This window comes from Snodgrassella sp. M0351, from assembly GCF_016100575.1.
In the GTDB taxonomy this organism is placed as follows: Bacteria; Pseudomonadota; Gammaproteobacteria; order Burkholderiales; family Neisseriaceae; genus Snodgrassella; species Snodgrassella alvi.
The window spans coordinates 116,495-141,616 of record NZ_JACFSG010000002.1 but is presented as its reverse complement, the minus strand read 5'-3'; the positions used below and the strand labels follow the sequence as shown (position 1 = coordinate 141,616).

The window sequence follows — 25,122 nt, the reverse complement described above, 5'->3', positions numbered from 1 at the left end:
CGCTTTTCCTTAGTTGCCTACAATCACGTTGATGTGACAAGTTTGTTTTTCGATGCGGTTACCACGACCTTTAGCACGTGCCTGAAAACGTTTCAGACTCGGACCTTTGTCGATATAAATAGTAACCACTTTCAGTTCATCGATATCAGCACCTTCGTTGTGTTCGGCATTGGCTACTGCAGATTCCAGCACCTTTTTAATCAGTTCAGCACCTTTTTTCGGGCTGAATGTCAAAATATTCAACGCTTGGGCAATATCTTTACCACGTACTAAGTCAGCTACCAGACGGGCTTTTTGTGCTGAAATACGGGCATTTTTGTGTTGTGCACTAACTCTCATGTTTTATCCCTTATTTTTTAGCCTTCTTATCAGCCAAATGGCCTTTGAAGGTACGGGTCAATGAGAACTCACCCAACTTATGACCAACCATGTTATCGCTGATAAATACCGGCACGTGGGTACGGCCGTTGTGTACAGCAATGGTCAGACCGATAAAATCAGGCAGAATAGTGGAACGACGTGACCAGGTTTTAATCGGGCGTTTGTCGTTATTAGCACGAGCCGCATCGACCTTTTTCAGTAAATGCAGGTCGACATATGGGCCTTTTTTTAATGAACGAGCCATATCAGTTAACCTTTATTTGAGTAACGGCGGCGAACAATCATATTGTTCGTGCGTTTATTACGACGAGTACGATAGCCTTTAGTCGGTGTACCCCACGGGCTAACCGGTTCACGAGCTTCACCAGTACGACCTTCACCACCACCATGCGGGTGGTCAACCGGGTTCATCACAACACCGCGTACGGTCGGACGAATACCACGCCAGCGTTTAGCACCGGCTTTACCCAGTTTTTGCAGGCTTTGTTCTTCATTGCCTACTTCACCAATGGTGGCACGACAGTCAACATGGATTTTACGTACTTCACCTGAACGCAGACGCAGCTGTGCATATACGCCTTCTTTTGCCAGCAATACAGCAGATGCACCGGCTGAACGGGCAATCTGTGCACCTTTACCCGGTTTCATTTCAATACAATGAAGAGTTGTACCTACCGGAATATTGCGGATTGGCAGATTATTACCAGCTTTAATTGCAGCTTCAGAACCGGAAACCAATACGGCACCTACCTGAACATTACGCGGCGCAATAATGTAACGGCGTTCACCATCTGCAAAACACAATAACGCAATATGAGCGGTACGGTTCGGATCGTACTCAATACGTTCTACTTTAGCAGCGATACCGTCTTTATCATTACGTTTAAAGTCTACAATACGGTAATGGTGTTTGTGACCACCACCTTTATGACGGGTTGTAATGCGTCCGCCATGATTACGACCGGCAGTTGAAGACTGTTTTTCTAATAATGGTGCATAGGGTGCACCTTTGTGCAAGCCTTCCGCAACCACGCGTACCATGCCGCGACGGCCAGCAGAAGTCGGCTTCATTTTAACAATAGCCATAGTGCTTATTCCTTATCTGCAGAAGCGGCAGCAGATTCAATATCCAGCTCCTGACCAGCCGCCAGGCTGACATAAGCTTTCTTAACATCACTGCGCTTACCGATGGTACGGCCAAAACGTTTGTTTTTGCCTTTAATGATGGTTGTGGCTACAGAATCCACTTTCACATTAAATAATAGTTCCACTGCTGCCTTAATTTCAGGTTTAGTGGCATTTGGCAATACTCTAAACGTCATCTGGTTGCGTTTTTCAGCCAGCATGTTGCTTTTTTCGGAAACAACAGGAGCCAAGAGCACTTGCATTAAACGTTGTTGATTCATACCCATTGCTCCTCAAGTTGTGCAACTGCTGCTTTGGTAAGCACCACTTTCTTAAAGCGTAACAGATTGTACGGATCAGTTTGCTGTGCTTCCAGAACCAGTACATTCGGCAGGTTGCGGCTAGACAAGTAAACGTTTTCATCCAGCTGTTTGGTAATGAACAATACCTGCTCCATACCCAGATTTTTAACCTGTTCAGCAAATGCTTTGGTTTTAGGAGTAGCAGCAGATAATTCATCAATTACAAACAGGCGTTCATCGCGTACCAGCTGAGACAGAATGGCTGCCATACCCGCACGGTACATCTTACGATTTACTTTCTGGGTAAAGTTTTCATCTGGTTTATTCGGGAACGCACGACCACCACTGCGCCACAGCGGAGAAGATGTCATACCGGAACGGGCACGGCCGGTTCCTTTCTGACGCCATGGTTTTTTAGTGGAGTGTTTTACTTCGGCACGGGTTAACTGTGAACGGTTACCGGAACGGGCATTAGCCAGAAAAGCTGTAACCAGCTGGTGAACCAGATCTTCATTGTATTCACGTGCAAACAATGCGTCAGACGCAGCAACTGCACCTGCAACCTGACCCTGAGCATCAATTAATTTCAGTTCCATTACGCACCTACCTTCACGCTCGGACGCACGACAACGTCGCTGTTAACCGCACCGGGCACCGCACCTTTTACCAGCAATAACTGACGTTCGGTGTCTACGCGTACGATTTCCAGATTCTGAATGGTGGACTTAACGTTACCGTACTGTCCGGCCATACGTTTACCACGGAATACGCGACCCGGATCCTGTGCCATACCGGTTGAACCAGGCACACGATGAGAGCGTGAGTTACCGTGAGAAGCACGCTGAGAACCAAAATTGTGACGTTTGATGGTGCCAGAAAAGCCTTTACCTTTACTGGTACCTGTAACATCAATTAACTGACCTGCTGCAAAAATGCCGACATTGATTTCAGCACCGGCAGACAATTCAGCCAGTTTTTCTTCAGAAACAGCAAATTCAACCAAGCCACGACCGGCTTCAACACCTGCCTTGGCAAAATGACCTGCCTGTGCCTTGCTTACGCGATTGGCTTTTTTCTGACCAAAAGTTACCTGTACGGCAGTGTAGCCATCAGTAGCTTCGGATTTGAGTTGAGTGACGCGATTAGCAGACATATCCAGTACAGTTACCGGAACTGATGCGCCGTTCTCATCGAACACGCGCGTCATGCCTACTTTGCGCCCAACCAGACCTAAAGTCATAGTTATTTCCTTTTATAAAGGGACCAATTACGATTGATTGGCCTCGCACAAATAAAGAATCTTGCCGACGTAAAATCGGCAAGATGGCGATAGTATCATGTTTACTCTGCATGAATCAATTTTTTATGCAAGTAAAGCACGGATTTTTAGATAAAAAAACAACGTTTATGCCTTATACATGACTATTAGTCTGGATTTCGGGTATTTTTACTCTGCCTGAATATAAATATTATCCGGTTAATTCATCAGTAATACTTTGCAGAAACTGAAGTCGTTCAGGCTTCAGTTTCCCATCTGCCGCAGCCTGTTTCAGTGCACAGCCCGGTTCCTGACGATGAGTACAATTATGAAAACGGCACTTCCCGATATACTGACGCATATCAGGGAAATAATGCAGCAGATTACTAACTGACAAATGATGTAAGCCAAATGCCTGCAATCCGGGCGAATCAATAAGCTGACTGTGTGCATCCAGATCATATAATTGCGCATGAGTCGTGGTGTGACGACCTGAATCCAGTGCCGCTGAGATATCACCTACCCGTGCCTGTTCATTACCCAGCAATGCATTGGTTAAAGTTGATTTACCCATACCTGACTGACCTAACAGGATTGCCCGCTCTCCCTGTAAATACTGACGCAGCTCAGCCACATTATATAAGGCACTAATATTGATTACCTGATAACCCAGACTCTGATAAAAGGCCAATTTTTCGAGCCAAAGCTTATTTTGTAGTAAATCTGCTTTATTTAATACAATCAGTGGCGGTATATCCGCAGCCTCTGCAGCCAGTAATGCACGCTGCAATAATAATTCACTGGGAGTCGGTACAGCAGCCAGTACGATTAGCATAAGGGTAACATTAGCCGCAATGAGTTTACTGCGCGTAGCATCCTGCCGGTAAAGCAGGCTGCGCCGGGGTAAATAATCCTCAATTACAGCCTGCTGCTGATTGATATGACTAATATGGACTTCATCACCACAGGCAAAATCAACTCTTTTCTTTCGCGTAGTGGCTTCATAAGTTTTACCCGCATGTGTGCGCACCATGAAGCGGCGCCCGAAACTGGTAATAATCTGTGCTGTTAATAATTCATTCGCAGGCTGTGCCATTCTCAGTCTGCCTTTACGGCTGTTTGTAATGCAGCAATACGTTCCCGTGCTCCCGGATGCGAATCATAAAACCGCGAATACCAGATATCGCTAACCAGACTGGAGGCATTAGTACGATAAAGTTTGGTTAAAGCATGAATCAGATCATCGGCATTTGCATATTTTGCTGCAAAACGGTCTGCTTCAAATTCATTTTTACGGGACAAAACACTCGACAATGGTGAAAACGGAAAAGTAAATACTGGCAGCACCAGCATAAATAATAATAAAGCCATAGCATGACTGACTTCATGCACACCCAGACCAGTATAAAAACCAGTCTGAGGTAATAGCCAGCCCAAAACAGCAAAAACAATTAAAGCCAATATAAAAGTAACAATCATTTGTTTGAATACATGTTTGTGGGCAAAATGACCTAACTCATGAGCCAGCACAGCCTCAACCTCACTTATCTGCATATCTTTCAGTAAGGTATCAAAAAATACAATGCGCTTATGTTTCCCCAGACCGGTAAAATAAGCATTACCATGCCCGCTGCGTCTGGAGCCATCCATTACAAAAATACCATCACTCTGAAAACCAGTACGCTGCAACAAGTTTTCAATCCGGGTTCGCAATGCATCATCTTTCAATAGTTCAAATTTATTGAAAAGCGGCGCAATCCATTTTGGAAAAGCCCACATCAGCAACAAGGAAAAACTGACCCATACCAGCCATACAGCCAGCCACCATGCGCCACCAAACCAGTTTGCTGCAATCAGAATCCGCATCAGCCAGAGAATAATATACAGTAAGGGCAAGCCAACAATAATGGCTAAAAGACTACCTTTAAACTGATCAGCAATAAAAGTAGCCATGGTCATTTTGTTAAAGCCAAATTTTGCCTCCAGACAAAAACTGCGGTACCAGGCGATCGGCCAGCCAAGAATCATATTAACCAAAGCAAACAGACCAATAAGCACAATTCCCTGTGCAATATCGTGCTGCACCCATTTCTGACTTAAATGCGCTAATAGATCAAGACCGCCACCAAGTGTGAATATTAGCAATAAGAATGCCTGAAACAGAATTTCATAACGAGCCAGACGCTGCTTGGCCAAAGTATAATCCGCTGCTTTTTGATGCTCTGCCAGAGACACACTTTGCACAAAAGCCGCTGGAACATGGCTACGATGTGCCAGTACAGCTTTACTTTGGCGAACAGAAAGATATAACTGACCACATATGCTGCAGATGAAAAATAATAAAAACAATATATAAATCGTTTGGGCAGAAAGATAAAACACCATAAAAATACTTTGTACCTGAAAATAATCATTTTAACGGAGTTTATCTGTTACTGGCTAAAAAGTGACTGAATAAACATCCTTCTATTTAAAATTAACATGATTATTTGACTGAATAATATATTATTACCGTATGTTGTCTTGTGATAATATCCGAAACTACTTACAGCATTGCATAAAATCTATTCAATTAGAATAACTGAAATTCAGTCTGTTCTCCTAAAACTATTATTACTTTTGCCTGATTTTAGCTCTATATAGGTAAAAAAATCAGCTTAACCTATCAGCCTTACCAGAAAGAAGCTAAAATCATATTTTATTATTAATCAAGATTAAGATATGCAAAACGCTAAAAATCTTGCGTGGCTGGATATGGAAATGACCGGATTAAATCCGGATACAGACCGTATTATAGAGGTTGCCATGATCATTACCGATAGTGACCTGAATATACTCGCACAGTCTGAAGTACTGGTAATTCATCAGCCAGACAGCATTATCGATCATATGGATAAATGGAATACCACTACGCATACCCGTACTGGTCTGGTAGATAAAGTAAAAGCTTCAACGCTAACAGAAGCTGAGGCTGAAGAAAAATTGCTGGCTTTTATCAGTGAGTGGATACCGGAAAAAGCCTCACCAATGTGTGGCAATTCCATTCATCAGGATCGCCGCTTTATGGTGCGCTACATGCCGCGACTGGAAGCTTACTTCCATTACCGCAATCTGGATGTTTCTACTCTTAAAGAATTAGCCAGACGCTGGAATCCTACCATTGTCAAAGGTATAAGTAAAAAAGGTGCACATCAGGCTCTGGATGACATTAAGGAAAGCATTGAGGAAATGGCTTATTATCGCGAACACTTCTTAACAATACCTAGCTGATTTTGTATACTGCCCTATTTATCTTTGCTGAAATTAATTCCGGTTATGATCAATCCGTCCTGCCCCATTAATCAGACAGCCATTTGGGCACAATTGCATCAGCATCAGCGCAGCACCCGTTTCTTGCATATGCGCGACTTATTCCGTCAGCAACCGGATCGTTTTGCACAAATGCATGAACAATTAAATGGTCTGTTACTGGATTACAGCAAAAACCGTATTACTGAAGATACGCTTGCATTACTGATTGAGCTGGCCAATATTGCAGATGTACGTGGCTGGACTGACAAAATGCGCCGCGGTGATAAAATTAATGTTAGCGAAAATCGTGCCGTATTACATACAGCACTCAGGCTACCGCCGCATGCTGAAGTGTATGTTGATGATCATAATATCGTACCAGATATCCATCGGGAACTGGAACGAGCCTACCACTTTGCCGAATCAGTGCGCAATGGTGAATATACCGGAGCTGGTAATGAACGTATTACGGATATTATTAATATAGGTATTGGCGGATCTCATCTTGGTCCGGAAATGGTGACACTGGCCTTACGTCCGTTTCAGCAAACTGGTCTGAATATTCATTATGTTGCCAATGTTGACGGCGCCAACCTGATTCAGGTGTTAAATAAAGTTAATCCAGCCACAACCATTTTTATCATTGCCAGCAAATCTTTCACTACACCTGAAACTTTGCTGAATGCACAAACCGCACGTAACTGGTTTTTACAACAGGGAATGAGTGAAGCTGATATCAGCCGCCATTTTATAGCTATAACCAGTGCTGTTGATAAAGCACAGGCTTTTGGTATCACTTCAGATCATACATTCTCCATGTTTGACTGGGTAGGCGGCCGCTACTCTGTTTGGTCAACTATTGGATTATCAGTTATTTGCGCCATTGGTAAAGAAAATTTTCAGGATTTTCTTGCTGGCGGCAGAGCGATGGATGAACATTTTTTTCATGCACCGCTAAGACATAATATTCCGGTTTTACTCGGACTGATCGGATTGTGGTATCACACCTTTTATACCACAACCAGCCATGCAATCATTCCTTATGACCACGGACTGCGCCGTCTGGCTGCGCACTTGCAGCAGCTGGACATGGAAAGTAATGGAAAACAGGTAAGCCGTTATGGAGAACGGCTGGACTTTGATACTGGTCCGATAATCTGGGGTGAGGAAGGTGTTAACTGCCAGCATGCTTTTTTTCAATTACTGCATCAGGGACCACGACTGATTTCTTCCGATTTTATTGTTCCAGTTAACAGTTTTTATCATGTCAGTACCCAGCATAAAGTTCTTGTTGCTAATGCCTTTGCTCAAACTGAAGCACTTATGCGTGGCAAAACACTGGCGGAAGCTTATGCCGAGTTAATTCATCTGGATAACAAATCTCGCGATATTATGGCTCCGCAAAAAGTATTTCCGGGCAATCAGCCATCTAATACACTCTTAATAGATGAAATTAACCCGTTTAATCTGGGTATGCTGCTGGCCATGTATGAACATAAAGTATTTGTACAAGGTGTAATCTGGGGAATTAATTCATTCGATCAGTGGGGTGTAGAGTACGGAAAAGTTCTGGCTAAAAATATTGAACCGGAATTAAGTACTAATGATTCGCTACACCATGATGCTTCAACTAACGGGCTCATTGACTATTTCAGAAAACATCATCATGACACAAACCTTAATTGACATCACCACCAAACTGGACGAACTGGGACACACTGTAACCTGTGCTGAATCATGTACCGGAGGGCTGCTGGCAGCAGAGCTAACTCGCCTGCCGGGCAGTTCCAATTGGTTTAACATGAGCTATGTCACCTACAGCAATCAGGCAAAAAAACAATTGCTTAATGTTAATGAAACGACTTTGCGCCATTATGGAGCTGTTAGTGAGGAGTGTGTACGCGAAATGGCACTGGGCGCTTTGATTAATTCGAAAGCAAATTATGCTATTTCGATTTCCGGTATTGCCGGACCAACGGGAGGAAGTGCCGAAAAACCAGTTGGTACAGTATGGTTCGGGCTGGCAACTAAACAGCGTATCTGGGCTAAAAATTACCAGTTTAACGGCAACAGAGATACAATCCGCACCCAGGCTGTGGGATACGCATTGCGTTTTTTACGTCAATATTTATACCGTTAAACCAGGTTATATACATATCAAAATCCAGCAGATAAAATAAAACTGACCGGTTTTTCACAGCCGGCCAGTTTTTCATTTCAAACAAATCAAATAATTAATCACAATTATTCAATACGTTCACCATGAATACTCACATCCATACCTTCTCGTTCTGAATCATGATCAATACGTAAACCACGACACACAATTGCTACAATTTTAAGAATCAGATAAGTCATAATCAAGCTGTATACGATTGTAATAGCCACATCTTTAATCTGTGCCAGCAGTTGACTACCTATAGTCGTCTCGCCGCCAAAAATGGCGTTACTGAACAGCAAACCGGTTAAAATTGAACCAACGATACCGCCAAAGCCGTGAATACCAAAGGCATCAAGCGAATCATCATAACCGAATCTGCGTTTTAAATACACTGCGGCAAAATAGGCAGCAACAGCCGTCAATACTCCGATTACCAATGCAGCCTGCGGACCGACAAACCCGGCTGCCGGTGTAATACCTACCAGACCAGACACTGCACCAGAAGCCATACCCAATGCAGAAGGTTTATGTCCTGCCAGTTTTTCACATAACATCCATGTTAATGCTGCTGAAGCTGCTGCTATCTGAGTTACAGCCATAGCCATACCGGCAGAAGCATCCGCAGCACCTGCTGAACCGGCATTAAAGCCAAACCAGCCAACCCATAACATTGCAGCACCGGTTAAAGTCAGTACCATATTATGCGGTGCCATTACATCTTTACCGTATCCAAGACGTTTGCCAATCACCAGTGCAGCTACCAGCCCAGCAACACCGGCATTAATATGCACAACCGTTCCTCCGGCAAAATCTAGAACCGGCGTATGTGTATCACTCATAAAGCCTCCGCCCCAGACCCAGTGACATATCGGCACATAAACACAAGTAACCCAAAGACCGGAAAATAACAATAAGGCTGAAAATTTCAGACGTTCGGCAAAAGCACCTGTCACAATAGCCGTTGATATAATGGCGAAGGTCATTTGAAAAAACATGAATACTGATTCAGGAACAGTACCATCTCCATTAACAATGGTAGTCATTTCTCTGGTTTTATCCAGTCCCATACCGCCAAGCATAAAACGATCCAAACCACCAATAAATGAATTCCCCGGGGTAAAAGCTAACGAATAGCCTATTATCATCCACAGCACACTCACCAGTGCGGCAACGACAAAGCTGTGCATCATGGTTCCCAGTACATTTTTTTTTCGTACCATTCCGCCATAAAACAATGCCAGACCAGGAACAGTCATCAGCAAAACCAGTACGGCAGAAGTCATTACCCATGCTGTATTACCTGCATTTATCTCAGACAGCGGTCGCCACCATCCGGACAAATCAGCAGCCAGTAGCGGCAATGGTAATAACAGAGCTGTCGTTACTACACATTTATCAATCAACTTCATTGTATTTCCCTTAATAATTATTCAGATTATTTATACAGCATCCGATCCGGACTCACCTGTACGTATTCGCACCACCTGCTCAACCGCTGAAACAAAAATTTTGCCATCACCCACTTTACCTGTACTGGCACATGTCATTATCGCTTCAACAGCCCGCTCTACCAGATCATCTATGAGTACAATTTCTATTTTAATTTTAGGTAAGAAATCGACTTCATATTCTGCACCCCGATAGATTTCAGTATGTCCTTTTTGCCTGCCAAAACCTTTTACCTCACTAACAGTCATTCCTTGCACACCTATTTCAGCCAGTGCTTCACGTACATCATCCAGCTTGAATGGTTTAATCATCGCTGTAACTTTTTTCATATAACTCTCCTCTTTTCTGAATTTTTGAATGTTGCTCATCAAGACAGTCTTAATGACATTCATCAAATCCAATTTGTTAATTCTGTAATTTGCAGCAAGCAAAAATTTTAATTACACCATACATCTTTATTTTAAATCTGCAAAGATGTATCAAAATTACTGGGGTATTTATCTTATCTTTTGCTAATGAATCCATCAGACAAATGTCATAATCAATCTGGTCGATATAGCCTATAGAACAATTAAAATAGTTATATAAACCATTTATATTTCAATTCTGCATATAAACTAATCAGCTCAATAGATTTAATTACATAACAAGTCCAGATGATATCTTTATCAGAAATTATATCTGACAGAATAAAAGTAGCAGATGAAATAAAATTACATTTATTATTCTTTTTGCATAAATAATTTCAATAGAAAACACACACATGTGACATACATTAAATATGCCGTATCAGGTATAATTAATCACGACAGTAAAAATAAATATATGCATTATTGAAACTTCATGTTTCTATCAAGAGGTCAACATGCTAATTTGCAATCCGTATGAAATCGTTATCCAGGGTATGACTAATAATAATAAACGTTTTCGTCCTAGTGACTGGGCCGAGCGTTTATGCGGGATATTGTCCTCTTTTGATCAGGGACATCGTCTGTCTTATCATCAATGGGTTCGTCCTATTTTAATAGATAATATTCGTTGTGTTGCCGTTGATCGTAAACTGGAAGAAATCAGCAGCACAGCATTCAATTTTCTGATGGACTTTGCCCGTGATAACGACCTACGTATTCTGGATTGCAAATCTTTATTAGAAGAACAGGAACATAAACAAATTACACTCACCGATGCTGTATCTCAGCAAAATGCAGAAACAGCACAAACACAATTAAATACAATTCAAACAGAAATAGAAATAGAACCACAGGTTCCGGTTAATCAATTACGTGAACTGACTCCTGCAGAGATTAGTTCTGCTTTTGCAGCTTTGCATCTGTTACATCCCAATATTCGTGATATAGCTCAGTTTCAGGATCTGGTCAAAATTCAGCAGACCGAAGGTTATCGTCTTTTGGGGATATTTGAAGAAGGTAAACAGAATGCCGTGACCGTTTGTGGCTTTCGAATTGTGACTAACTTTGCTTCTGGACGCCATATACATATTGATGATTTAGCCAGCCTTCATTTACCCATAGCTGATGAGCAGGCTAGCCAGATTTTCGAAACATTGAAGACAATTGCAATAAATGAACACTGTAGCAGTATTCATGCTGATTCAAATGTATCTTCAGATAGTAGCAATATGCATCATTTATATCTGAAAAACGGTTTTACGTTATGCAGCCATAAATTCAGCCAAAAACTTGATTAAATAACATTTTCAAAACATATAAAAATACAGGATATTTCATATCCTGTATTTTTATCAGCATATCAGCTATTAAGATAGCAAATTTATCTTCAATTAATTTGTTTTTAAAAATACTACAAATCAGATTGAATTTATTTTCATATTTCTGAATAGCACGATATAAATCTCATTCTTTTTCAGCAAGATAGCCACGCAATTTCTGCATAGCTTTGGCTTCAATCTGGCGGATACGCTCTGCAGATACACCATATTCACCAGCCAGGTCATGCAAGGTTAATCCACCATCATCTGCCAGCCAGCGACTTTCAACAATATGCCGGCTGCGATCATCCAGTTTGGCCAGTGCATTCTGCAAACCTTCTGTCTGCAAAGTATAATGTGCCTGCTGCGCCAGTACTTGTGTTGGTTCTGTAGTACTGTCAGTCAGCCAGTCTATCGGTGCAAAATTATCCTCATCATCATTTTCTGCCAGCAGCGACATGTCCTTACCTGTCATCCGCTGTTCCATTTCCAGAACTTCAGAAAGTTTCACACCTAAATCATCAGCGATCGACTGTGCTTCTTTGTTACTTAACGCAGCCATAGATTTTCGCATACTGCGTAAATTGAAGAATAATTTACGCTGTGGTTTAGTAGTAGCTACACGCACCAAACGCCAGTTACGTAAAATAAATTCGTGTATTTCAGCTTTAATCCAATGTACCGCAAACGAAAATAAACGTACGCCACGACTTGGCTGAAAGCGTTTTACCGCTTTCATCAAACCAATATTGCCTTCCTGAATCAAATCAGCCTGATTCAAACCATAACCATCATAACCACGAGCGATAGAAACGACTACACGCAAGTGGGACAAAATCAGTTTTTTTGCAGCCTCTAAATCCCCTTCGGTCTGGCGTACCGCTAAATCCTGTTCTTCCTCGGGAGAAAGCATAGGAATATTGTTTACGGTATGAATGTATTGCTCCAAACTACCATGCCCGGTCAGCACGGGTAATGCAAAAGCGGTATTCATGCCTGTCCTTTCTCTGTGTGCCCAGCTATTTAATTATTTTTCGTTCCCTACAATAACACATTGTTTATTTCAGGAAAACCAATTAATAACTGAGTTAATAATTTATCATTGTAATTAAAATATTAATGTACTTCAATTACTATTTATGATTTGTTCATTATAGGAAAAATAATGTATATTTAAAATTTTGATTGTATAAATTTATCATTATACACATTAGTTTAGTTTATTCAATGGCGATAATGTCCATAAATACCTAGTATTAACAGTAAAAACAGACTGATCAAAGCTAAAGGCCAGCTACTTCCGAGTCGCATATAGGGTGTACTACCTTTATAACCGGATATTTCACCTTCTAATACAGATGCAGTATCAGGTTTGAGTTGTGCCACAACTTTCCCTTTAGGATTAATAATTGCAGTCATTCCTGTATTGGTTGCACGAACCATATAGCGCCCTGTTTCTAATGCACGTGCCTGAGATTGCTGTAATTGCTGCTGCATAGCATGTGACTTTCCATACCAGGCCATATTGCTTACATTTGCCAGTAAACTCGCCTGTTTGGCTGTAGCAATTAGTTCATCTCCGAAACCATCTTCATAACAGATATTAAATGCAATATGCTGATTAGCCAGTTGTAAAGGCATTTGTCCTATACCACCACCGGAAAAACCGACCAGTGGCATGTCCATCTTACTATACAGCCAGCCCAGTAAAGCCGGAAAAGGAATATACTCACCAAACGGAACCAGATGATTTTTTGCATAGAAAGGCAATCCGGCTGTTACAGGAGTAGCTGTAAAATTAATCACTGCATTTTGATAACCGGTTCCATCTGCCGTATATTGCGGAATACCCACGGCGAGTGCAGAACCATGGCTGCGCGCAAGCTGAGCAAATTCATCTAATAGCTCAGCAGGCATATCCTGACGCATTACCGGAATCGCTGTTTCTGGCAAAATAACAATATCTGCATGGGTACTGGCTATCTGATCAAAATAACGTTGTAAGGTTGGCTGTAGTGACCGCTCATCCCATTTGAATGACTGCGGAATATTCCCTTGTGCCAGAGCAATCCTGACATGAGTGCCATCTGACTGCGTAAAGTGAAACTGTAATAATATTGCTCCAAGCAACCATACACCTATTAAAGCAACACCACAGCTAATCTTTGCTCTCCAGCTTTTTGCCAGTACCAACTCAGCCAGCCAGGCACCACTGGCTACAGTAACCAGTGTAACCAGAAAAATACCACCCACTGGTGCATAACCGGCCAGAGCCGAATCTGCTATTTGGCTATAACCCCAGATGCCCCAGCCAAAACCTGTTAGTGCACGTTCACGGACAAATTCAGCCAGACACCATAACAAAGGCAATACAATAGTATGGCAAATAGTGCCTGAAAACCTGAATTTACCCAGTAACCAGAATACTATAGCAGGATAAATGGCCAAATAAGCAGGTAATATCAATGTCAGCGGCCAGGCCCAAATTTGCGCTAATCCGGCAATATCATGTAAAGCAATATCTATCCAGTAGAGTAATGATGTATATGCAGTTAATGCCCACAGATAGGCTGTCCTGATACGCCATTGTGGCCGTACACTCTGCAAAATCAGCAATACTGCCAGTAAAACTGGTAATAACCAATAATGATAATAAGGAGCAAAGGTAAATGGTACCAGAACCGCAGATATAAATAATAACGGCCAGTACACCCATGCTTTAGCTAAAATAGCATGACACTTCATAGCAGAAGAATGTTGTGCAGCTATCTCCAGTTGAGCAGTCACATAAATCTCCGCAGCTTTTAGACAGCTAAATTAAAATTTAATAATTACATTAGCCATGAATGGCAAACATCAATATTCATTATATTTTAATAATATATTTTCAATACAATATATTATTAATTACCATAAATATTGTCTTCTATAAAATACGGATTGATAAGCTATCTCTATGTTTCTGTAGCTAAAACAATGTAAATAAAAAAATTTTCAATGCGCAACCGCATTAAGTATACTAATCTACATCATGTTTAACAGTTACCATTAGTGTCTGTAAGCGCCGTGCATCAGCGCGGGCTATTGTGAAGTTTAATTTACCAATGGTAATTTTTTCACCTCGTACTGGCATGTGGCCTATTTCCTGAATAACCAGACCGCCAATAGTGTCTACTTCTTCATCAGAATAATCAGTACCGAAGAATGCATTGATATCTTCTATTTCTGTCACCGCATTAACGCGAAACCGCTCAGCAGACACTGCAAAAATATTATCAGCACTATCATCTTCATCAAATTCATCTTCGATATCACCAATGATAGGCTCTATTACATCTTCAAATGTTACCAGTCCGGAAGTACCGCCATATTCATCAACAACAATAGCCATATGATTACGTTGCTCACGGAATTCTTTCAGCAATGTATTCAGTGATTTACCCTCCGGAACAAATACAGCAGGACGCAATATTTGTTCTAGCTGAAAATGCTCTGTTTTATTCCAGTATTTGAGTAAATCTTTTGCATGCAGGATACCCAGAACTTCATCTTTATCCTCACCAATTACCGGAAAACGAGAATGAGCAGTATCAATGATATAAGTAATAATTTTGTCTAATGAATCATCAATCTTAATCACATCCATCTGGCTGCGCGTTATCATCGCATCGCGTACTTCCAGATCAGCAAAGTCCAGTACATTTTCCAGACATTGTAGGGTATCTGCATCAAAAACCTGTCGTTCATGGGCTTCCCGCAATGTTTGCAGTACGTCTTCTTCAGTATCCGGCGTCTCTCCAGATATACGATTAACCAGTCGCTCAAAAAATCCGGGTTTCGATGAACTTTCGTCCATAATCAATATTCATCCTGTATATAGGGATTAGTATATCCTAACTGATGCAGAATACGAATTTCAAGCGCTTCCATAATTTCTGCTTCATCATCATCAATATGATCATAACCCATCAGGTGTAAAACACCATGGACAGTCAGATGGGCGTAATGCGCTATCACTGATTTATGTTGGTCAGCGGTTTCTTTTTCTATCACCGAAGGACAAAAAATCAGATCGCCATTGAGTTCTGAACAATCAGGCAAATACATGCTTTCGCCTTCGTTGAGTGCGAAACTCAGAACGTTAGTTGCATAATTTTTGTTTCGATAATTATGATTAAATTGGCATGCCTCATCTTCATTACATAGTAATATGGCAATATTGGCTCGTTTATAACTATTTTTACACGTTTGCCATATCCATTGCCGCCACTGTCTATAAGTAGGAACAAGGCTGGTATTACTGCGATTATCGACATTTAAACTGAATATTTGATTCAAATGCTGTAAAACCGGCTTTTTTTTGGCAATTTTCATCTAATTTATTTTGGATCCTAATGGATATATTTTAGCAAGTGCTACTGATAAATGCACTAACTACTCCTATTTCGTTTTAATTACCTTAAAAATCCGATATTTCATTCCAATTACTACTATTCGTATTAAAAATCTGACCAATAAAAATTTATTTATTCAGTGTTTTTAAAAATATTTTGGTTCTTATTTTAAGATTAAGGTATTTATTATTTCAGTAGTTAATGAATACTAGGCTTTAAAAACAATATTTTGATATTTCACTAATAGATATAGCTGATTAATGAATAATTAAGACTATTTCTTTCGTCAATAAACAAAATCCATAAGTAAATTCAATATTTTATTCAAATATGAATATACTTATGGCAAAAGACATCTGGTAAATTGATTGCTTCAAATAATTTAAAATATACTGCTATTCTAAGCCACTTATCAATTTACCTCTTTGATATAAAATTACTCACCCTGCTTAAATATATGAAAACAGGGCTTTCATTATATATGATAATTTAGCGTAAAATATCTACAATACTACGTGCTGCGCGGCGGGCATCCAATAAAATGAGACCAAGCTTAGCGCCTTCGTTAGCAGTAACTGCCAGCACATTGGTCTCACCTGCCTGAATTAGCAGAATATAACCATGTTTACCCTTTACCATAACCTGTTCGAGTTCATCACACTGTAACTCACGGGAGGTACGGTTACCCAAAGCAAGCAGAGCTGCTGCCATTGCACCAACGCGGTCTGGATCAACACCATTCGGTAACAAGGTTGCTACCGGCAGACCATCGGAGGAAATTACAGCAGATGCAGTAATATCAGCCGAAGAGCTGTTTAAATCACTTAATACCGAAACCAGTAATTGTTCTTGCATCTTGATGTCTTTCTATTGATGTTATTCATTTACCACATGAATGTCTTCACCCGCCAATACGTACAGACCACGCACCATAGTGACAAAAGCTTCACTATTAAGTAGTGGTAATCCGGCCGTTACCAAAATATTTTTGGTATTCCCTATGTATAGAGGGAAGAATGTTAATTCACTCTGACCGGCAGGATCACAGATCCCGATAGCGTTGTTGTATATATTGAGGTTATTTTTAATCAGCAGGCTGTGCTTTTCGGTCAGTCGCGTTGCTTCACTGGCAAGGTTGGCCACTTCTTCAGCAGTTTCGTGATTAAAACCGACATTAGCAAAATAAAAACCGTCCTGATCAACTAACAGAGCTTTATGACTATCTGATAACTGACCCAGAATATTCTCAAATCCGTCTGAAGTTACTTTAACCAGTTGAGAGCTGGGTTTAGCTTCACCGTATAAAAACTCCAGACGCTGTAAGCGATATAACAAATTCAATGCTGTATGAACATCATCTGTTTCAGCCCATTGCTTCAAACGATCTTCGGTTAACCTCGAATTAATATCCGCCTGAAGAATATTGGCCAGTAACATACGGCTGGCGCTGTGACTTGGGCTGGATACTGCATAGAATGCACCGGCCGGCATCACTTTGGGATATAGATCATGATGTAGCTGTAATGTAGATTCCATACTGACTACCCTTCTAAACCTGGATCAATAGAGTACAGCATAGCAGTAACAAGTTGTTTTACATCATCTTCATTACGAGCATCAACTTCAAAAACAGGTACATTGAGCTTATGCTGTGCCAGATACTGCTGATAAACATCCACACCCGGCTGAGGATTGATATCCATTTTAGTTACACCAACCACAACCGGGGCATCTTCTAGTAAATCATGAAATGAAGTAAGGAAAAACTTCAAGTCTTTCAATGGATTCTGTCTGGTATTATCCAGCAACAGAATTAAACCCATACTCCCCTTACTCAAAATGCTCCACATGAAATCGAAGCGCTCCTGACCTGGTGTACCGTATAAATGAACTTTAGTATGCTCATCCAGCCGAATAACACCATAATCCATGGCAACGGTAGTATGACCTTTTCTATCCTGAGTCATATCTGAAGCACTGGCATCCGTCTGTACCGGAGGATCATCCGATAATGCAGCAATGGCAGTTGTTTTTCCCACCCCAACCGGGCCGGTAAATATAATTTTATTTTCAACCATGATTACTCCCTGTTTAGGTATTAGTTGCCACGTAAGCGACCCATCAAACGTGCCAGTAAACCCTTCGGCCTGTCTTCATCGCTTTCTTCATATTCTGTTGTTTGTGTACCACTTGCCGGTTTAGTAGTGGCTGCTTGTGGTGCTTTTCTGGTCAGAACCATTTCTTTCTCCTGTTGTGCAGCAGGAGAAGTCAACTGTTGCTCAACAATCAAGGCACCAATTGAATAAGTAGCAGCTATATAGTTTAAAACATCTTCTAAAGAAACTGGTAATAGCTTGTATAAAGTATTCAGTGCCACAGGAGTTCGCACCAGAAAAGCAGACAGACGCATGGCTTCAGGCAAATAAGCCAACCGAGTCATATTTGGCCATGCTTTCAGTTTGATCACTGTATCCGGCGTAATAGGCTCAATCAGACGACCTCGCGCTGTCCAGATTGACAGCTGCCATATACAGGATTGCAAAGTTAGTTTAGCTTTATCATGCAACTGTGCCGTTGGTGCAGAAGCAGGTACTGCTTTAGTCTGCCATTCGGCATCTGTTTGCATACATAGTTGCTGCAAAGCATCACTTTCAACAGCCAGTAATACTTTTTCAACACTCGGAAATACAATTAATACTGGCTTATTGTCAAAAAGAATTGCTGTATCTTCGGATTGCTGCGCGAGCTTCTGTACCATGCCCAGTAGTGTTCCCTGAGTATGAAAGCGCGCTACGGTTACTGACTGATGTGCATGCTCTGCGGTATTGTTTGTCTGATGTACAGCAGATTCAGCCTTTTCATTAGCTGTTTCTTTCTGTGCAGCAGCTTTATCAGCAAGCCAGACCCCGTTACCTTGCTGCAAATTGCGTAAATGCTGAAACAAAGTATCGAATCTGATAGGTTTCATCAGATAAGGAGCCGTAAATGAAGGAGAGTTACGACCAAAAAAGACTACTACAGCATCAGGAAATTTCTTTTTTGCCTTATGCCAGAGCTCTTCACCATCATCAGCGTCACCATCCACCAGAATTAGTTCAGGCTGCAGATTATCTTCAGGCTGAATCAGCTGGTAATTAACACTATTGTACATTTTAAATGCCATGCGCAACATGGCTGTCTGGCGATCATCCACATTGACGAGCAAAACATAGGCAGTTTTTACTTTGGGTATTGAATTGTTCATCATTGATTTTGCACACCACCGTGGTTAATACGTTTCAATAATTGACTCATAGCAAGTACAACTTCTTCAGGTGGCGTCTGAATTTCAGCGCGAATTACCTGTAACATTTTTTCCAGACGTGACCATTCTTCTGCACGTTCATATAAGTCAAATAAAGTAATGTAAAGCTGTGACTCTTGCGGATAAAGCAGGACTGATTTTTCCAGTAAATCCATTGCTTCATCAAACTGACCAAAGGTAAGCAACGACTCCACATCCCGCAATACAAGTTCTGCAGGTGTTTCGGCCACGTCATTCTCTGAAGAGGCTTTATCGACCAATGACAGGCGTTTAGCTTTAAGGGCACTGCTGTTCATAGGCAGATAGCCCTGAGTCACGCCGATATCACGTAATATCGTTTCGCTAGGCTTAGTCTCCAGCTGTTCAAACATTGGATGGTTACCAAGACTGTATCCCCAACCCAGCATACGTTCTTTTACGACGTTACCATATTGGCCCAAAGTATAATACAAACGCCATAAATGCTGTGCAAATACATTGATATTATTATGTCTGTAATCCAGCACCAGAGCATCAATAATCATACCTGCTGGTTTTCTGGATGTTTTAATTGCTTTATTTAGACAGCGAATGGCTGCATCATAGGGCAACTGTTCTTTCAGCAACACGTAGCTGTTTTCGGGTTTGGAAAAACTCAGCAGAACATCACGCTCATCACCGCGAATTTTAAAGTTACCTAGATTACCTTCTACCAGCAGTTCGTGCGGCTGCTCCTCAGCATTTTGTTTATTAGCAGAGGATTCTGCTTCAGGCCGGATATCTTCAGGTTTTTTATCCTGATTGATGCCTACTTCTTTTTCCGTTTCCTTGACATCCCATTGCAGCAGATCTTCTGCAAGCACGCGCAGACCCAGATGATTTTCATCAAGTGCAAGCCCCTGGCGAATCAGATTTTCTAATTCAGGCCGCTGGAAATAATTACGATATTGATCAATTACTTCAGCAAGTTTATCTGAATTTTTGGCATCTAAGCATAATGCAGCCAGTTCATTGACCAGAGTATTTGCCATTGCTGGACTCTGCTGGGCAATATTCTGCTCCAGATATGCACCGAGTGAATCAGCTGCTTTCTGAAAATAACCAAACTGTTTATAAACTTTATATTCAGTAAGATGATCTACAGTAGCGACAGAAACCGTGGATTTATCCGGACTGGTGGTTAACTGCCAGTCCCAATCCTCATCCTCCAGAGAAGCTGAAGCATCCTCATTTTCGGATGTATTCTGGGCTTCAGCAGCCTGTTTATCTGTCTTTTTATTTTGTTTAGATGCGGACTGCTTTTTGCGGACCGAACTTTTACTTTTGCCTTGTCCTGCCGCTTTCTGCCGCTTTTTCAGCACGAGCAATACAGCCAGCAAGATAACCAAAAGGGCAATAGGTAAATATAATTCCATAATTTACATCCCTTTTATAATTAGCTGCCAGATGCATGAGCGCATGGTTAAATGCATGTTTTTCATTTACGGTAACGCTTCACATACAATTGTCAATACTGTAACTATTTTACCTTAGCTTGCATTTGTTCGCCAGATTTTTATTTAACCTGGGGCAACATTCCGTTAGGTAATAGTTGCCAGACGTATCCGGGATATTTCATTTTCCCCGCCAAAGCACCGGCTTCATCGCCATAACCCCAGAAATAATCTACTCTTACTGCACCGTTAATAGCACTGCCGGTATCCTGCGCCATCATTAACCGGTTTAAACCAAAACCATTAGCGGGATGGGTAGTAGCAACAAATAATGGGGCACCCAGATTCATAAAGTGGCTGTCGACAGCAGCAGAATATCCTTTGGTAAGGGGTACACCCAATGCACCGGTTGGTCCGCTGGCTGGTTCTGCAGATGTGCGAAAAAAGACATAGCTTGGATTTTGCCCTAAGACTTCAGCCAATTGCTGCGGATGTTGCTGTAGCCAGGCTTTAATACCCTGCATTGAGGTTTGTGCAAGTGGCAGATAGCCTTTGTTAGCCATATATTTTCCAATTGATACATAAGGGTAGTCATTTTTATCAGCAAAACTGAGGCGCAGCATCCGGCCGTCAGGTGTTCTTAACTGCCCCGACCCCTGTACGTGCAGAAAAAATAATTCTACTGGGTCATTAGCATAACCCAGAACAGGGGCTTTGCCATTAAGTGCGCCTGCATTAATCTGGGCACGGGTGTAATACGGAATTAATTGGTTACCACTGATGCGGCCTTTTAGTGCCCGTGTTTTCTCATTCAGGGGAAAGGAGGCCAGATTAGCGGTGTAATCTCCGTTAGGTGTAATGACGCCGCTATTTGCTCCAGTAAGTCGGATACGTACAACACCCTGACGCTGTCCGGCATTCAGCGGAACGACGATAAAATCGCTGGGAATACCATAAATAGGAAAGCGCGCCTGTGCAGTCTGTCTGGTATCGCCCGGCAGCATTGGTTCATAGTAGCCGGTTACAGTACCGGCCAGCTGTCCGTTCTGGCTGACTTCCCATGGCGTGAAATAAGTTTCAAAAAATACTCTGGCATGCTGGTTATGTCTGGATGTGCGTGCTGCCTGCTGACATACTGGCTGCCAGGCTGGCTGCATTTGTAGTTTGGTGCAACTGGTTTTGAATGCATCCAGACTTTCAACAAACGACTGAATCGGCCATTGTGGCAATTCCTGATAAGAAACAACCCGATAACTGACACCAGCTTTCCCCGGGGTAAAGACATAATTCCGAGGTAACGGTTTACTCGGTGTTACTGAACCGGTTTCGCCTGGAAGAATTTTATCTGTAGGTTTACGGACATGAGGACAGGCACTCAGAAATAAAACACAGAAGCACAGTATCCCGCAGCGAATTAGGCTGAATTTCTTTGATGGCAAGATTTTTGACATTTTTTAATAGGAATTGAGATCGATACAGATAATATAAACTCTATTTTTACATCATTATGACAGTCCGTCACGCTTTTAAACAATGAACTACTGAATAACTGATTTTAGGCAGTGATATTTGGTGTTGTATAAACTGAATGTAAACACTCTGTTACAATAGCGTTTTTTTAATCAATTCAAATATTCTCCACATTATGAGTAAACCCGCCCTCACACCGATGATGACGCAATACCTGTCTATTAAGGCTGAACATCAGGACAAATTACTGTTTTACCGGATGGGGGATTTCTATGAACTGTTTCTGGAAGATGCCGTTGAAGCAGCCCGTCTGCTGGATATAACGCTGACTACTCGCGGACAGATTAACGGGGAACCGGTCAGAATGGCCGGTGTACCTTATCATGCAGCCGAACAATATCTGGCTAAGCTAGTAAAACTGGGTAAAAGTGTAGCTATTTGTGAACAAACGGGTGAAGTGGGGGCAAATAAGGGACCGGTAGAACGGCAGGTTGTGCGTATTGTGACACCGGGTACAGTGACTGATACGGCGTTACTTGAAGATAAAGAGACCAACCGTATTGTGGCCGTTTCTTTATTGAAAAAACAGCTTGGCATAGCGTGGCTTTCGCTGCAAAGCGGAGAATTCAGATGCAAAATCATTACTCCTGAAGCATTGCCTAATGAGCTGGCACGTTTGCAGGCTGCAGAAATACTGCTTTCTGATCAGACTCAGGAAAAATTGAATCTTAGTGGCTATGACCGGCAGCTAACCCGGTTACACGCTTGGCAATTTGCTGCTGATACTGGTGCCCGTATGATTGAGCGTTATTTTGGCAGTCAGGATTTACGTGCTTTCGGTTTACAACCGGGAGTGCATGATGCAGCAATCGGTGCTGCGGGTGCTTTGCTGAACTATGTGCAGCAAACCCAAATGCAGTTACCTAAACATTTAGACAGCCTGTCACTGGAACAGGAATCTGCTTATATTGGTATGGATGCGGCAACCCGCCGCAATCTGGAACTAACTCAGACTTTAAGCGGTTTAAAAGCACCGACACTATTTTCTGTTTTAGACCAGTGTGCAACTCATATGGGCAGTCGTCTGCTGGCACAATGGTTACATCAGCCATTGCGTCAGCGTCAGCAAATTATAGCCCGGCAACAGGCAGTTGCAGAGCTGACCTCTCAGCAGGCACAAGTAACATCCATGCTACATCAGGTAGCAGATATTGAACGTATTGCCGCACGAATTGCTATTGGCAGTGCCCGCCCTCGTGATTTATCTGCTTTACGGGATAGTCTGACTATTCTGGCAGAATTCCGTTTAGAAGAATCCGTCCAGAATAGCAGCCTGATACAAACTCTGCTGGAACAGTTCCCACCAGCCGCACCGGTTGCCGAACAGTTAAATATGGCGATTATGCCTGAACCGTCGATATGGTTGCGCGACGGTGGGGTGATTAATGATGGCTTTGATGCGGAACTGGATGAATTACGCCGTTTACAGAATCATGCGGATGATTTTTTGCTGCAATTGGAAAACCGGGAACGGGAACGCACAGGTTTATCCAGTTTGAAAGTTGAATTCAACCGTGTGCATGGTTTTTATATTGAATTGAGCAAGGTACAGTCTGAACAAGCTCCGGCAGACTATCAGCGACGCCAGACTCTGAAAAATGCGGAACGTTATATCACGCCTGAATTAAAAGATTTCGAAGAAAAAGTATTAAGTGCACAGCAAAATGCACTGGAACGGGAAAAACAGATATATGACACGCTGTTACTGCAATTACAAAGTAAACTGCCGGTATTACAGCGCTGCGCCCGTGCGGCAGCCAGTCTGGATGTATTAAATACACTGGCCAGATATGCATGCACCGAACATTATTGTTTTCCGGAATTGGTAAACTACCCATGTTTACAGATTAAAAATGGCTGTCATCCGGTAGTGGCTGCGCAAGTTAAACAGTTTACCGCCAATGATACGCGTCTTGATGAAAAACGGCGCCTGATGCTCTTAACCGGTCCGAATATGGGGGGTAAATCTACTTATATGCGACAAGTAGCCTTAATTGTGTTACTGGCGCATATCGGTGCTCCGGTACCTGCAGACAGCTGTACACTGGGAGAATTTGACCAGATATTTACCCGTATTGGTGCTTCGGATGATCTGGCAGGTAACCGCTCTACCTTTATGGTAGAAATGTCGGAAACGGCTTATATTCTGCATCATGCAACGGAACAATCGCTGGTATTAATGGATGAAGTTGGCCGTGGCACATCTACCTTTGATGGTCTGGCTCTGGCGCAGGCCATTGCAGAACATTTACTGCAAAGAAATCGCAGTTACACTCTTTTTGCTACCCATTATTTTGAGTTAACCCGCTTACCTGAGCAGCATGCACACGCATTCAATATGCATCTTGCGGCTTTGGAACAAGGACAGGATATTGTTTTTCTGCATCATATTGAATCCGGACCAGCAAGTAAAAGTTATGGGATAGCAGTAGCGAAACTGGCCGGACTGCCGGCGCGGGCACTAAGTGCCGCCTACCGCCATTTACAAACACTTGAACAGCATGCAGCTTCCGAGCAGCCGCAACTGGATATGTTTCAGGCTCAGGCAGCAGACAGCGAAGAAGAAACCATGATGGATACTGATATTAATCATGTTGCTATATCGGCAATTCCTGCTGATTTATGCGCTCAGCTAAATGCACTAAAGCCTGATGAACTGACACCTAAAGCAGCACTGGCTGCTATTTATGATCTGGTGAACTGCTGGCAAAATCATCAGTCATCATAAAAAATGCATAGAAAATCGGTTTTTTAGTTGACATAAGGCTGATTATCCGTATAATAGC

25 protein-coding genes are annotated in these 25,122 nt (G+C 42.0%); 5 read left to right on the top strand and 20 right to left on the bottom strand.

Annotated features, from left to right (window positions below; translation table 11 throughout):
• Window positions 1–9: 9 nt before the first annotated feature.
• The 8 genes from rplV to H3V01_RS08310 all read right to left on the bottom strand — a co-directional run bounded on the left by rplV (window position 10) and on the right by H3V01_RS08310 (window position 5,451).
• Window positions 10–339, bottom strand: a complete 330-nt coding sequence (gene rplV / locus H3V01_RS08345; protein ID WP_037394611.1) for a 50S ribosomal protein L22 — start codon at window positions 337–339, stop codon at window positions 10–12.
• Window positions 340–349: 10 nt separating this feature from the next.
• On the bottom strand, window positions 350–625 hold the full coding sequence (rpsS, locus tag H3V01_RS08340) for a 30S ribosomal protein S19 (RefSeq protein ID WP_025331704.1): 276 nt from the start codon (window positions 623–625) through the stop codon (window positions 350–352).
• Between the two features lie 5 nt (window positions 626–630).
• Window positions 631–1,467, bottom strand: coding sequence for a 50S ribosomal protein L2 (rplB, locus tag H3V01_RS08335; protein WP_037394606.1), 837 nt, complete (start codon window positions 1,465–1,467; stop codon window positions 631–633).
• Window positions 1,468–1,472: 5 nt separating this feature from the next.
• Entirely contained in the window at window positions 1,473–1,787 is a 315-nt protein-coding gene (rplW, locus tag H3V01_RS08330; RefSeq protein ID WP_025331706.1) for a 50S ribosomal protein L23, read from the bottom strand.
• Window positions 1,784–2,404, bottom strand: coding sequence for a 50S ribosomal protein L4 (rplD, locus tag H3V01_RS08325; RefSeq protein WP_025331819.1), 621 nt, complete (start codon window positions 2,402–2,404; stop codon window positions 1,784–1,786). Before rplD ends, rplW begins: the two co-directional genes overlap by 4 nt.
• Window positions 2,404–3,048 (bottom strand): 50S ribosomal protein L3, encoded by a 645-nt coding sequence (gene rplC, locus H3V01_RS08320; protein WP_037394597.1) that lies wholly within the window; start codon window positions 3,046–3,048, stop codon window positions 2,404–2,406. The genes rplD and rplC overlap by 1 nt, the downstream gene beginning before the upstream one ends.
• A gap of 229 nt (window positions 3,049–3,277) precedes the next feature.
• Window positions 3,278–4,162, bottom strand: coding sequence for a ribosome small subunit-dependent GTPase A (rsgA, locus tag H3V01_RS08315; protein WP_096766389.1), 885 nt, complete (start codon window positions 4,160–4,162; stop codon window positions 3,278–3,280).
• 2 nt (window positions 4,163–4,164) lie between these two features.
• Window positions 4,165–5,451 (bottom strand): M48 family metallopeptidase, encoded by a 1,287-nt coding sequence (locus H3V01_RS08310; protein ID WP_084548676.1) that lies wholly within the window; start codon window positions 5,449–5,451, stop codon window positions 4,165–4,167.
• A gap of 336 nt (window positions 5,452–5,787) precedes the next feature.
• On the opposite strand from H3V01_RS08310, the gene orn reads away from it, so the two are divergent.
• From orn to H3V01_RS08295, 3 genes are read left to right on the top strand one after another with little or no spacing between them, the layout of a single operon-like run.
• The gene (gene orn, locus H3V01_RS08305; protein WP_025331709.1) at window positions 5,788–6,336 is read left to right on the top strand and encodes an oligoribonuclease; all 549 of its coding nucleotides are present in this window, start codon (window positions 5,788–5,790) and stop codon (window positions 6,334–6,336) included.
• Between the two features lie 45 nt (window positions 6,337–6,381).
• The gene (pgi, locus tag H3V01_RS08300; protein ID WP_025331710.1) at window positions 6,382–8,043 is read left to right on the top strand and encodes a glucose-6-phosphate isomerase; all 1,662 of its coding nucleotides are present in this window, start codon (window positions 6,382–6,384) and stop codon (window positions 8,041–8,043) included.
• A complete protein-coding gene (locus tag H3V01_RS08295) occupies window positions 8,024–8,497 on the top strand; it encodes a CinA family protein (protein WP_096766391.1) in 474 nt (157 codons plus the stop codon). The genes pgi and H3V01_RS08295 overlap by 20 nt, the downstream gene beginning before the upstream one ends.
• A gap of 104 nt (window positions 8,498–8,601) precedes the next feature.
• On the opposite strand, the gene H3V01_RS08290 is transcribed toward H3V01_RS08295, so the two are convergent.
• Together H3V01_RS08290 and H3V01_RS08285 are read right to left on the bottom strand one after the other, a co-directional pair.
• Complete coding sequence (locus H3V01_RS08290; RefSeq protein ID WP_198186522.1) at window positions 8,602–9,927, bottom strand: ammonium transporter; 1,326 nt, start codon at window positions 9,925–9,927, stop codon at window positions 8,602–8,604.
• Between the two features lie 30 nt (window positions 9,928–9,957).
• A complete protein-coding gene (locus tag H3V01_RS08285; protein ID WP_096766392.1) occupies window positions 9,958–10,296 on the bottom strand; it encodes a P-II family nitrogen regulator in 339 nt (112 codons plus the stop codon).
• Window positions 10,297–10,832: 536 nt separating this feature from the next.
• Between H3V01_RS08285 and H3V01_RS08280 the strand changes: the two genes are divergently transcribed.
• Window positions 10,833–11,675, top strand: coding sequence for a DUF3579 domain-containing protein (locus H3V01_RS08280; protein WP_096766393.1), 843 nt, complete (start codon window positions 10,833–10,835; stop codon window positions 11,673–11,675).
• A gap of 166 nt (window positions 11,676–11,841) precedes the next feature.
• Here H3V01_RS08280 and rpoH read toward each other — a convergent pair whose 3' ends face one another.
• The 10 genes from rpoH to mltA form a co-directional block, all read right to left on the bottom strand.
• Complete coding sequence (gene rpoH, locus H3V01_RS08275; protein ID WP_084563183.1) at window positions 11,842–12,690, bottom strand: RNA polymerase sigma factor RpoH; 849 nt, start codon at window positions 12,688–12,690, stop codon at window positions 11,842–11,844.
• 230 nt (window positions 12,691–12,920) lie between these two features.
• Window positions 12,921–14,441, bottom strand: coding sequence for an apolipoprotein N-acyltransferase (gene lnt, locus H3V01_RS08270; protein WP_198186631.1), 1,521 nt, complete (start codon window positions 14,439–14,441; stop codon window positions 12,921–12,923).
• 274 nt (window positions 14,442–14,715) lie between these two features.
• Window positions 14,716–15,552: an HlyC/CorC family transporter gene (locus tag H3V01_RS08265; protein WP_198186521.1), complete on the bottom strand. Its 837-nt coding sequence runs from the start codon at window positions 15,550–15,552 to the stop codon at window positions 14,716–14,718.
• A gap of 2 nt (window positions 15,553–15,554) precedes the next feature.
• The gene (gene ybeY, locus H3V01_RS08260) at window positions 15,555–16,070 is read right to left on the bottom strand and encodes an rRNA maturation RNase YbeY (RefSeq protein WP_198186520.1); all 516 of its coding nucleotides are present in this window, start codon (window positions 16,068–16,070) and stop codon (window positions 15,555–15,557) included.
• A 509-nt stretch (window positions 16,071–16,579) separates the two neighbouring features.
• Window positions 16,580–16,945, bottom strand: coding sequence for a roadblock/LC7 domain-containing protein (locus H3V01_RS08255; RefSeq protein ID WP_025331721.1), 366 nt, complete (start codon window positions 16,943–16,945; stop codon window positions 16,580–16,582).
• A 21-nt stretch (window positions 16,946–16,966) separates the two neighbouring features.
• A complete protein-coding gene (locus tag H3V01_RS08250; RefSeq protein WP_025331722.1) occupies window positions 16,967–17,626 on the bottom strand; it encodes a hypothetical protein in 660 nt (219 codons plus the stop codon).
• A gap of 5 nt (window positions 17,627–17,631) precedes the next feature.
• Window positions 17,632–18,168 (bottom strand): GTP-binding protein, encoded by a 537-nt coding sequence (locus H3V01_RS08245; protein WP_025331723.1) that lies wholly within the window; start codon window positions 18,166–18,168, stop codon window positions 17,632–17,634.
• Between the two features lie 20 nt (window positions 18,169–18,188).
• Window positions 18,189–19,337: a hypothetical protein gene (locus H3V01_RS08240; RefSeq protein ID WP_096766398.1), complete on the bottom strand. Its 1,149-nt coding sequence runs from the start codon at window positions 19,335–19,337 to the stop codon at window positions 18,189–18,191.
• Entirely contained in the window at window positions 19,334–20,788 is a 1,455-nt protein-coding gene (locus tag H3V01_RS08235) for a hypothetical protein (RefSeq protein ID WP_037393692.1), read from the bottom strand. The genes H3V01_RS08240 and H3V01_RS08235 overlap by 4 nt, the downstream gene beginning before the upstream one ends.
• 140 nt (window positions 20,789–20,928) lie before the next feature.
• Complete coding sequence (gene mltA, locus H3V01_RS08230; protein ID WP_198186519.1) at window positions 20,929–22,257, bottom strand: murein transglycosylase A; 1,329 nt, start codon at window positions 22,255–22,257, stop codon at window positions 20,929–20,931.
• A 194-nt stretch (window positions 22,258–22,451) separates the two neighbouring features.
• Between mltA and mutS the strand changes: the two genes are divergently transcribed.
• Window positions 22,452–25,064 (top strand): DNA mismatch repair protein MutS, encoded by a 2,613-nt coding sequence (gene mutS / locus H3V01_RS08225; protein ID WP_198186518.1) that lies wholly within the window; start codon window positions 22,452–22,454, stop codon window positions 25,062–25,064.
• The last annotated feature ends 58 nt before the right edge of the window (window positions 25,065–25,122 follow it).